This is a genomic window from Paenibacillus kribbensis (genome assembly GCF_001705305.1).
Taxonomy (GTDB): domain Bacteria; phylum Bacillota; class Bacilli; order Paenibacillales; family Paenibacillaceae; genus Paenibacillus; species Paenibacillus kribbensis_B.
This window is the reverse complement of sequence record NZ_MCBP01000035.1, coordinates 1-10268: the sequence shown is the minus strand read 5'-3', so window position 1 is coordinate 10268 and position 10268 is coordinate 1. Positions and strand designations below refer to the sequence as shown.

Genomic DNA, 10268 nt, shown 5'->3' with positions numbered 1-10268 from the left:
GGGCGACTTGGCGGCTTGGCTGCCGGACGGCAACATCGAATACCTGGGCCGGATCGACCACCAGGTCAAAATCCGCGGGTACCGGATCGAGCTGGACGAAATCGAGACGCAGCTTCTGAACGTTGAGGGCGTGGAAGAAGCGGTGGTGCTCGCCCGTCAGGACGGCGGGGGCGAGAAGGCGCTTGTCGCCTACTTTGTGGCGGACCGAACGCTGACGGTCAGCGAAATGAGAACCTCGCTGGCCGAGGGAATGCCGGGGTACATGATCCCGTCGTACTTCGTGCAGCTGGAGCGCATGCCGCTGACGACCAACGGCAAAGTGGACCGCAAAGCGCTGCCGGAGCCGCAAGGCGGCATACAAACGGGCGTCGAATACGTAGCGCCGCGTAACCAGACGGAGTCCCAGCTTGTGAAGATCTGGGAGAAAGTGCTGGGCTACTCCGGCATTGGAGTCCTGGACAACTTCTTCGACCTGGGCGGCCATTCCCTGCGGGCAACGACACTGGTGAGCAAGGTGCATCAGGAGCTGAACGTTGAGCTGCCTCTGCGCGACGTATTCCGCTACTCGACGATCGAAGAGATGGCTCTTGCCATCTCCCGGATCGGAGAGCAGTCGTTCTCGTCGATTCCGCTTGCAGGCGCAAGAGCATATTATCCGCTTTCCTCAGCTCAGAAGCGGCTGTTTATCCTGAATCAGCTGGAAGGGGCCAATGAGAGCTACAACATGCCGGGCGTGCTGCTGCTGGAAGGATCGATTGACCGGAGCCTGCTGGAGAAGGCTTTCCGTGGACTGATCGCACGGCACGAAACGCTGCGAACCGGCTTTGAGATCGTACAAGGCGAAGCAATACAGCGCATTTACGAGAGCGTCGACTTTGCCGTCGAGTATCGTCATGCGAGCGAGGAAGAAGCGCCTGAAGTCGTGCAGGCCTTCATCCGGCCTTTCGACTTGGCGAAGCCTCCGCTGCTGCGGGCGGAACTCGTAGAGCTGGCAGCCGAACGTTATTTGCTGATGTTCGACATGCACCATATCGTCTCCGATGGGGTTTCGATGGACGTGTTAGTCGAGGAACTCGTTCGTCTGTACGGCGGTGAGTCATTAGAGCCTTTGGGCATTCAATACAAGGACTATGCGGTATGGCAGCAGTCAGACGAGCAAAAAGTGCAGTTGAAACGCGAGGAAGCTTACTGGCTGGACCGTTACCGGGGCGAGCTGCCGGTTCTGGAAATGCCGACGGACTATCCGCGTCCTGCCGTGCAGAGCTTTGAGGGACAAACGCTGACGTCCTTCGTGGACGAGACAACGAACGAAGGCTTGAAGCAGCTGGCCACTCAAAGAGGAACGACGCTGTATATGGTGCTGCTTGCGGCATATACCGTGCTTTTGCATAAATACACAGGTCAGGACGATTTAATCGTCGGAACGTCGATTGCGGGCAGAACGCACGGAGACACGCAGCCTTTGATCGGAATGTTCGTCAATACGCTGGCGCTCCGCAATTATCCGGCTTCGGAGAAGACCTTCCTGTCGTATCTGGAAGAAGTGAAAGAAACGACCTTAGGCGCTTACGAGCATCAGAATTATCCATTCGAAGAGCTCGTCGATAAAGTGCAGGTGAGCCGGGATTTGAGCCGCAACCCGCTGTTTGACACGATGTTCTCCCTGCAAAATTTGGAGGATAAAGAGTTTGAGCTGGAAGGGCTGAAATTGTCCCCGTACCCTAGCGAATACGGCACGGCCAAGTTCGATCTGAGTGTGGATGTTACGGAAGAAAATGGCGGCCTGGAGTGCAGCTTTGAATTCGCAACGGCTCTTTATAAAGAAAGCACGATCCGGCGGCTGTCGACTCATTTCGGACATTTGCTTGCGGCGATCGTAAGCCGTCCAGATGCGAAGATTGCCGAGCTGAACTTGTTGACGGCAGAGGAAAAAGAGCAAATTCTCGGCGCGTTTAACCCGTCGCAGCTGGAAGCGGCTCCTGCGGCCGCGTTCCACCGGCTGTTCGAGGAACAGGCGGAGCGCACGCCGGAAGCGGCGGCCGTCGTGTACGAGCATGACCGGCTGACGTACGCGGAGCTGAACGAGCGGGCGAACCGCTTGGCGGCTACGCTGCGCGCAAGCAGCATCGGCCGGGAGTCGATCGTCGGCATTCTCGCCGAGCGTTCGGTGGACTTGCTGGTGGCCGTGCTGGCCGTCTGGAAAGCCGGCGGGGCGTATGTGCCGCTCGACCCGGATTATCCGGCGGAGCGCGTGCGGTTCATGCTCGAAGACAGCGGAGCGAAGGTACTGCTGACGCAAACGGCGCTGCGAGAGCGTGCCGAAGCCTGGCTCGGCGAAGAGGAGCTGGCGCTGGCGGCGGTGCTGTACCTGGATGACGAAGCGTCGTACAGTGAGGAGCGGGCGAATGCGCCGATTGGCTCCGGCATGGTCTCCGGCAAGCTGACGGATGCTGTGGACGACGGCGATGAGAGCCAACAGAATGTTGGCACCGATAGCTTCTATGAAGCCCGTCCGGAGGATCTGGCGTACGTGATCTATACGTCGGGAACGACGGGCAAGCCGAAGGGCGTGATGATCGAGCACCGCAGCCTGGTGAACACGGCGGCGGGCTACCGGCGGGAATACCGGTTGGATCAGTTCCCGGTGCGGCTGTTGCAGCTCGCAAGCTTCTCGTTCGACGTGTTCGTGGGAGATATCGCGCGGACGCTGTATAACGGAGGCACGATGGTGATTGTACCGAAGGACGACCGGATCGATCCGTCTCGTCTGCACTACTGGATGGAGCGGGAGCGGGTCACCCTCTTCGAATCGACGCCGGCGTTGATCGTGCCGTTCCTGGATTACGTGCATGAGCAGGGGCTGGATATGAGCGGGATGGAACTGTTGATCACGAGTTCGGACAGTTGCAGCGTGGCGGATTACCGGACCTTGCAGGAACGCTTCGGCTCGTTGTTCCGAATCATCAACGCCTACGGCGTGACGGAAGCGGCGATCGACTCAAGCTTCTACGACGAGCCGCTGGCGAAGCTGCCGCAGACAGGCCATGTGTCGATCGGCAAAGCGTGGCTGAATGCGAAATTCTACATCGTGGACGCGCATCTGAACCCGGTGCCGGTCGGGGTGCTGGGCGAGCTGGTCATCGGCGGAGTCGGCGTGGCGCGCGGGTACTTGAACCGTCCGGAGCTGACGGAAGAGAAGTTCGTAGACAGTCCGTTGGCCGCGGGCGAGCGGCTGTACCGCACGGGAGACTTGGCGCGGTGGATGGAGGACGGGAACGTGGACTTCATCGGCCGGATCGACAACCAGGCGAAAATCCGGGGCTACCGGATCGAGACGGGTGAGATCGAGTCGCAGCTGCTGCGGGTGGAAGGCGTGCGCGAAGCGGTGGTGCTGGTTCGAAGTGACGCGAACGGGCAGAAGGCGCTATGCGCGTATTACACGCCGGATACCGGAGCGGAGCTGGTAATGAACGATCTGCGCGGCGCGCTGGCGCAGGAGCTGCCGGGCTACATGATCCCGTCGTACTTCGTGGAGCTGGAGTACCTGCCTCTGACGCCGAACGGAAAGATTGACCGGAAGGCGCTGCCGGCGCCGGAAGGGGGAGCGGGAAGCGGAACGGAGTACGTCGCACCACGCAATGAGCTGGAAACGAAGCTGGCGGCGATTTGGCAGGAGGTGCTGGGGCTTGCGAAGGAGATTGGCGTTCACGACAACTTCTTCGACATCGGCGGGCACTCCCTGCGGGCGACGACGCTGGTCAGCAAGATTCATAAAGAGCTTAACGTGGATCTGCCGCTGCGCGACGTGTTCCGCCATTCCATGATCGAGAGCATGGCTGCTGCCATTTCCCGGCTGGATGAGCAGACATTCGTTGCCATTCCGGTGGCGGATGACCGAGAGGTGTACCCGCAATCTTTTGCTCAAAAACGTCTCTTTATCCTGAATCAACTGGAAGGCGCGGAGCTTAGCTACAACATGCCGGAAGCAATGCTGCTGGAGGGTGCTTTGGACCGGGCGAGGTTCGAAGAAGCGTTGCGTAAGCTCGTGGCGCGGCATGAAACGCTGCGCACCGGGTTCGAAATGGTGGATGGCGAAGCAACGCAACGGATTTACCAGGACTTGCATTTTGCCGTGGAGTTCTATCGAGCGGATGAGCAAGAGGCCGAAGAGACGGTTCGCCGTTTCGTTCGTCCGTTTGACTTGGCGAAGCCTCCGCTGCTGAGGGTAGGCCTTGTCGAGCTGGCTCCGGCACGCCATATTCTAATGTACGATATGCATCATATTATTTCCGACGGCGTCTCGATGGAAATCTTTGTTGAAGAATTCGTCCGCTTGTACGGCGACGAGCAATTGGAGCCTCTGCGCATTCAGTACAAAGACTACACCGTTTGGCAGCATTCGCAGGAGCAGAAGGAACGGCTTCAGCGTCAGGAAGCGTACTGGCTGGACATGTTCCAAGGCGAGCTTCCGGTGCTGGAAATGCCGACCGACTATCCGCGTCCGGCTGTGCAGAGCTACGAAGGCCAAACGCTGGAGTTTTTCTTCGACGCTTCGAAAACCGACGGCCTGAAGCAGCTTGCCTCGGAAACGGGCACAACGCTGTTTATGGTGCTGCTTGCGGCGTATAACGTCCTTCTGCATAAATATTCAGGTCAGGAAGACGTAATCGTTGGTACGCCGATTGCCGGGAGGAATCATGGAGATGTGCAGCCGTTGATCGGGATTTTCTTAAACACGCTGGCTATCCGCAGTTATCCGGCTTTGGAGAAGACATTCCTGTCATACCTGAACGAAGTCAAAGAAACGACCCTCCACGCCTTCGAGCATCAAAACTATCCGTTCGAAGAGTTGGTGGACAAGGTGCAAGTCACCCGTGATTTAAGCCGCAATCCGCTCTTTGACACGCTGTTTACGATGCAGAATACGGAGAACGAGGAATTTGAGCTGGAAGGGCTTCGCCTGATTCCTTATCCGAGCGCACTGGATACCGCGAAGTTTGATATCAGCTTGGATGTGGGCGAGGAGAACGGCGGCTTGGATTACAGCTTCGAATATGCGACGGCTCTCTACAAAAGGGAGACGATCGAACGGCTGGCGAAACATTACGAGCAGCTGCTCGTAACGATCGTAAGCCGTCCGGACGCGAAAATCGCCGAGCTGAACTTGCTGACGGCAGAGGAAAAAGAGCAAATTCTCGGCGGGTTTAACCCGGCGCAGCCGGAAGCAGCTCCTACGGCCGCGTTCCACCGGCTGTTTGAGGAACAGGCGGAGCGCACGCCGGAAGCGGCGGCCATCGTGTACGAGAACGACCGGCTGACGTATGCGGAGCTGAACGAGCGGGCGAACCGCTTGGCGGCCACGTTGCGCGCAAGCGGCATCGGCCGGGAGTCGATCGTCGGCATTCTCGCCGAGCGTTCGGTGGACCTGCTGGTGGCCGTGCTGGCCGTCTGGAAAGCGGGCGGGGCGTATGTGCCGCTCGACCCGGATTATCCGGCGGAGCGCGTGCGGTTCATGCTCGAAGACAGCGGAGCGAAGGTACTGCTGACGCAAACGGCGCTGCGAGAGCGTGCCGAAGCCTGGCTCGGCGAAGAGGAGCTGGCGCTGGCGGCGGTGCTGTACCTGGACGACGAAGCGTCGTACAGCGAGGAGCGGGCGAATGCGCCGATTGGCTCCGGCATGGTCTCCGGCAAGCTGACGGATGCTGTGGACGACGGCGATGAGAGCCATCAGAATGTTGGCACCTACAGCTTCCATGAAGCCCGTCCAGAGGACCTGGCGTACGTGATCTACACGTCGGGAACGACGGGCAAGCCGAAGGGCGTGATGATCGAGCACCGCAGCCTGGTGAACACGGCGGCGGGCTACCGGCGGGAATACCGGTTGGATCAGTTCCCGGTGCGGCTGCTGCAGCTCGCAAGCTTCTCGTTCGACGTGTTCGTGGGAGATATCGCGCGGACGCTGTACAACGGAGGCACGATGGTGATTGTGCCGAAGGACGATCGGATCGATCCGTCTCGTCTGCACCACTGGATGGAGCGGGAGCGGGTCACCCTCTTCGAATCGACGCCGGCGCTGATCGTGCCGTTCCTGGAGTACGTGCACGATCAGCGGCTGGATATGAGCTGGATGGAGCTGTTGATCACGAGCTCGGACAGCTGCAGCGTGGCGGATTACCGGACCTTGCAGGAACGCTTCGGCTCGTTGTTCCGGATCATCAACGCTTACGGCGTGACGGAAGCGGCGATCGACTCAAGCTTCTACGACGAGCCGCTGGCGAAGCTGCCGAAGACAGGCCATGTGCCGATCGGCAAAGCGTGGCTGAATGCGAAATTCTACATCGTGGACGCGCATCTGAACCCGGTGCCGGTCGGGGTGCTGGGCGAGCTGGTTATCGGCGGAGTCGGAGTGGCGCGCGGGTACTTGAACCGTCCGGAGCTGACGGAAGAGAAGTTCGTAGACAGTCCGTTCGCCGCGGGCGAGCGGCTGTACCGCACGGGAGACTTGGCGCGGTGGATGGAGGACGGGAACGTGGACTTCATCGGCCGGATCGACAACCAGGCGAAAATCCGGGGCTACCGGATCGAGACGGGCGAGATCGAGTCGCAGCTGCTGCGGGTGGAAGGCGTGCGCGAAGCGGTGGTGCTGGTTCGAAGTGACGCGAACGGGCAGAAGGCGCTATGCGCGTATTACACGCCGGATACCGGAGCGGAGCTGGCGGTGAACGATTTACGCGGCGCGCTGGCGCAGGAGCTGCCGGGCTACATGATCCCGTCGTACTTCGTGGAGCTGGAGTACCTGCCTCTGACGCCGAACGGAAAGATCGACCGGAAGGCGCTGCCGGCGCCGGAAGGGGAAGCGGGAAGCGGAACAGAGTACGTCGCACCGCGCAATGAGCTGGAAACAAAGCTGGCGGTGATTTGGCAGGAGGTGCTGGGACTTGCGAAGGAGATTGGCGTTCACGACAACTTCTTCGACATCGGCGGTCACTCCCTGCGAGCGACGACGCTGGCAGGCAAGGTATTTAAGGAATTAAACGTCAACCTGCCGCTGCGCGACGTATTCCGTCACTCGACAATTGCGGCGATGGCCGAGGCGATTGCCCGGATGGAACGGCGGGAGCATGAGGCCATTCCTCAAGCAGAGGAGAGAGAGTACTACCCTCTGTCCTCCGCGCAGAAACGGCTGTTCATTCAGCACACGCTGGATGGAGCGGATCAGCTTTACAACATGCCAGAGCTGGTGCAGTTGGAAGGCGGGTTTGATTTAGATCGGTTGGAAGCCGCCTTGCGGAAATTGATAACACGGCATGAATCGCTGCGCACCGGTTTTGAAATCGTGAAGAGTGAAGCGGTTCAGCGGATTTACCCGCAGGTCGATTTTGCTATTGAACATCATCAAGCGGATAAAGAGGATGCGGCTCAAATCGAGCAGATTGTCCGCAGCTTTGTTCGTCCGTTTGATCTCGGCAAGCCGCCGCTGCTGCGCGCCGGGGTCATCGAGTTGGAGCCGAACCTGCATATTCTCCTTTTCGACATGCACCATATAGTGTCCGACGGCGTATCGATGGCGATTGTGATCGATGAGTTCTCAAGTTTCTACGCCGGGGAAGAACTGCCGCCACTGCGCATTCAATACAAGGATTATGCTGTTTGGCAGCAGTCGAAGGCCCACCGAGAGCGGATCGGGCGGCAGGAAGCGTACTGGCTGCAAACCTTCGAAGGCGAGCTGCCGACGGCGGACCTGCCGATGGACTACGAACGGTCTGCGGCTCGCAGCTACGAAGGCGCGCATCTGGAGTTCGACGTCGAAGCTTCTCTCTCTGCGCGGCTGCGCGAATTGGCAGCCGAGCGTGAAAGCACGCTGTTCATGGTGCTGCTTGCGGCTTATACCGTGCTGCTGTCCAAGTACAGCGGGCAGGAGGACTTGGTCGTGGGCACCCCGGTGGCGGGAAGAACGAACGCCGATTTGGAACCGGTCATCGGGATGTTTGTCAATACGCTGGCGATCCGTAATCGTCCGTCGGACGACAAAACGTTCTTGTCCTATCTGGAAGAAGTGAAGGAAACGGCTTTGGGTGCTTTTGAGAACCAGGATTATCCATTCGAGGAGCTCGTGGAGCGTTTGAATGTGAAGCGGGAGCCGGGCCGCTTCCCGCTGTTCGATGCCGTTTTCGACTTGCAAAATATCGAAGAACGAGACGCCGAGCTGGAAGGGGTCAGCCTGAAGAGTTACGAGCTTGACCATTTGGAAGAAGCGAAGTTTGATCTGACGCTGTTTATGTATGAAAACAACGGGGAGCTGAGCGGGGGCTTCTTCTACGCCACCAAGCTGTTCAAAGAAGTGATGATCCGCACCTTGACCGAGGATTACCTGCGGGTACTGTCTCAAATTGCGGAAAATCCACAACTCGAGCTAAGCCGGATTGAATGTCATAAACCGGCGGCAGGCGCAAAAAGTGCCGTCGATACGATTGAATTCGCGTTCTAATCCTACAAGCGCGCCTCCGCCATCAAGCGAAAGCGGCGCGCATCCCAAGGAATACGGAGAACAACGTCCAAGCCCGTAAACGCGCAGGCCGAAAGCAAGCTTTTTCGGACCTGCGCCAGGGCATGCGGTCACTTCATTTTTAGGGGAGGTACAAATGAAATCTTTGTTTGAAAAGGAAGAACGGTACTGGAGCGGCAAGTTTGATGCCGATGACAGCCTGAGCTTCCTTCCCTACAGTCAATCCTCCAAATTATCCGCCGACGGGGAAGCTGCGGCCGAGCCGGGCTTGCTTCACCGTACTCTGCCGAGCGAACTCTCAGAGAGAATCATTTGCCTCGCCAACGGTTCGGATTTGGCTTTGTACATGATTGTTTTGGCAGGAGTAAAAAGCCTGCTGTTCAAATATACCGGGCGGGACCAAGTGCTGGTGGGCATGCCTTCTTATAGCGCAGACCCTGACGGGACTCCGCCGCCACAGGACATTTTGGTGATCAAGACGTCCGTAAGCCACCAGACTACGCTGAAAACGCTGCTCGGGGGCATTAAAGCCTCCATCGGCGAGGCGCTGGAGCATCAGCACCTGCCTTTTCGGAAAATGGTGGAGCCGCTCCATCTGGACTATACGGGGGACGGCCTCCCGATCATCAACACCGTCGCATCCTTCGCCCCGATTCATCCGGAACCGCTGGGTAACCGGGTGGCGGCCGATACGGTTTTTCGCTTCGACCGCCAAAACCACTCCATCGAGCTGGAAATAAGCTTTGACGGGCAGCGGTACGAGCCAGCATTTGTGGAACAGGCGGCCGACCATCTTGTTCGGCTGCTGTCCGTGCTTTTATTTCAGCCGGATCTGGAGCTCGGACAAGCCGATGTGCTGTCCCCAGACGAGAGGGAGACGCTGCTGAAGCGATTTAATGACACCGAAACCGAGTTCGAGCGGGGGAAAACGATTTACGGCTTGTTCGAAGAGCAGGCGGAGCTTTACCCGGACAACGTGGCCGCTGTCATGAATGAGCGGCAGCTGACCTACCGCGAGCTGAACGAGCGATCCAACCGGCTTGCGCGGAGGCTGCGGGAGACGGGAGTAGAAGCGGACCAGCTGGTAGCGATTCTGGCTGAACGCTCGCTCGATATGGTCGTCGGCATCCTGGCGATTCTCAAAGCGGGCGGAGCATACGTGCCTGTCGATCCCGACTACCCGGAGGAGCGCATTCGCTTCATGATCGAGGATTCGGGCGCGCCGTTATTGCTGATTCAAAAGCAACTACACGAGAAGACCGACTTCGCAGGAACACGCCTCGAATTGGACGATTTCGTTTGGGGCGACAGAGGGGGGGACGCCGCTGATACGCTGGACGCTGCGAACCTGGAGCCGATTTCCGGGCCGGGCAACCTGGCTTATGTCATCTACACGTCGGGAACGACCGGCAGACCGAAAGGCACGCTGATCGAGCATAAGAACGTCGTGCGGCTCCTGTTCAATGACAAGAACCTGTTCGACTTCGGGCCGTCCGACACGTGGACGCTGTTCCACTCGTTCTGCTTCGATTTTTCCGTCTGGGAAATGTACGGAGCGCTGCTGTACGGAGGTAAGCTGGTCATCGTACCGCCGCTCACGGCGAAAAATCCGGCCGAGTTCCTGGCGCTGCTGGGCCGCGAACAGGTCACGATTTTGAACCAGACGCCAACATACTTCTACCAGCTGCTGCGTAAGGTCTTGGCGGACCATCCGTACGATCTGCGGATTCGCAACGTCATCTTCGGGGGCGAAGCGCTGAGT

The 10268-nt window shown here is 58.8% G+C and carries 2 protein-coding genes; both read left to right on the top strand.

From position 1 onward, the window contains the following. A partial coding sequence (locus BAZ21_RS27175) for a non-ribosomal peptide synthetase (RefSeq protein ID WP_141695047.1) occupies positions 1–8488 on the top strand: 8488 nt, incomplete at its 5' end. Between the two features lie 154 nt (positions 8489–8642). Further along, positions 8643–10268 (top strand): AMP-binding protein (locus BAZ21_RS27170; protein ID WP_141695046.1); only part of this gene is annotated, 1626 nt, incomplete at its 3' end.